Origin of the sequence: Actinoplanes sp. NPDC051633 (genome assembly GCF_040681735.1) — a bacterium.
Classification (GTDB): Bacteria; Actinomycetota; Actinomycetes; order Mycobacteriales; family Micromonosporaceae; genus Actinoplanes.
The window spans coordinates 1-1,255 of the sequence record NZ_JBFAZH010001686.1 but is presented as its reverse complement, the minus strand read 5'-3'; the positions used below and the strand labels follow the sequence as shown (position 1 = coordinate 1,255).

The following is a 1,255-nucleotide window of genomic DNA, read 5'->3' as shown; positions in this document are numbered from 1 at the left end:
GCCACGTCGACCGGCGCCGACGTCGACTTCGTCGAGGCGGAGGTGTACGCGGCTCCGGAGGTGCTCGGCCGCGGCGGGTTCGACCTCGTCTACACCGGCATCGGGGCGCTGTGCTGGCTGCCCGACATCAACCGCTGGGCGCAGACCGTCGCGGCGCTGCTCGAGCCCGGCGGCCGGCTGTTCGTCCGGGAGGGACACCCGGTGCTGTGGAGCCTCGAGCAGGACCGCGAGGACGACCTGCTCGTGCTCCGGTACCCGTATTTCGAGCAGGCCACGGCCATGGTCTGGGACGAGCCCGGCACCTACGTCGCCACCGACGTGGAGTTCACCCACACCGTCACGCACGAGTGGAACCACGGGATCGGTGAGGTCGTCGCGGCCCTGCTCGCGGCGGGTATGACGATCACCGGGCTGGTCGAGCACCGGAGCGTCCCGTGGGAGGCGCTGCCCGGCAAGATGGTCGTGCTGCCCGGCGGCGAGTACCAGGTGGCGACCGCTCCGGAGCGGCTGCCGCACACGTACACGTTGCAGGCGGTCAAGAACGCCGTTTAAACATCGAGGTGTACGGGGTATCTCGCGGTCCACCCCACAACCGGCCCGAGGAGACCCGATGCGTTTTGGATCGATCGGCGGCTTGATCGTCCTTATCTGGCTCGTGCTGGGCGGCGTAGCCGCGTACGAGCGTGGTTACTTTTCCGACACCGGCGATGCGAGCTGCGCCGAGGCGGGGACCGTGATCGTCACGGTGGTCGCGGGTCCGCTCAACTGGCTCGGCGTCAACCCGAAGATCTCTTGCGACATCGACGTCCCCGAGCCGAGCAAGTAACCACTGAGCCAGCACCTCTCCCAGCCGCCCGGTCTTCCTGCCGGGCGGCTTTTCTTGTGCGCCGTTGCGCAGGAGCGGGTCTCAGACCGGGCGGCCGCCGTCGGGGCGGCGGCCGGGGCGACGTGAGCGGGGCCGCGGGCGGGCGGCCGGGCGGTCCGGGCTGGGGCGGCCCGGGCGGGGGCGCGGGGCGTCTGAGCGGTGCGTGGGCACGCGGCGCACCTTTCGTCGTCCGGGCAGCGATTTCGCCAAACGCTAACCAGGCGCGCCTCGCCGGGATCCGGTTTAAGACAGACCTAATCCGGATTTGCGAGTCCACTGCGGATCGTCACGTCACCGAGTCCAAGGTGGCGAGAGCGTGCTGCCGTCGGGCATGGTCGCCAGCAGGCCGGCCGAGGTGGTCACCCACATCGTCGCCGGGTCCGCGCCGAC

General features: G+C 70.5%; 1 protein-coding gene and 1 pseudogene. Both read left to right on the top strand.

What is annotated here, in order from left to right:
* Positions 1–552: pseudogene (locus AB0M20_RS44325) on the top strand (SAM-dependent methyltransferase); the annotation flags it as partial.
* 58 nt (positions 553–610) lie between these two features.
* On the top strand, positions 611–826 hold the full coding sequence (locus AB0M20_RS44320) for a hypothetical protein (protein WP_364307578.1): 216 nt from the start codon (positions 611–613) through the stop codon (positions 824–826).
* Positions 827–1,255 lie beyond the last annotated feature (429 nt).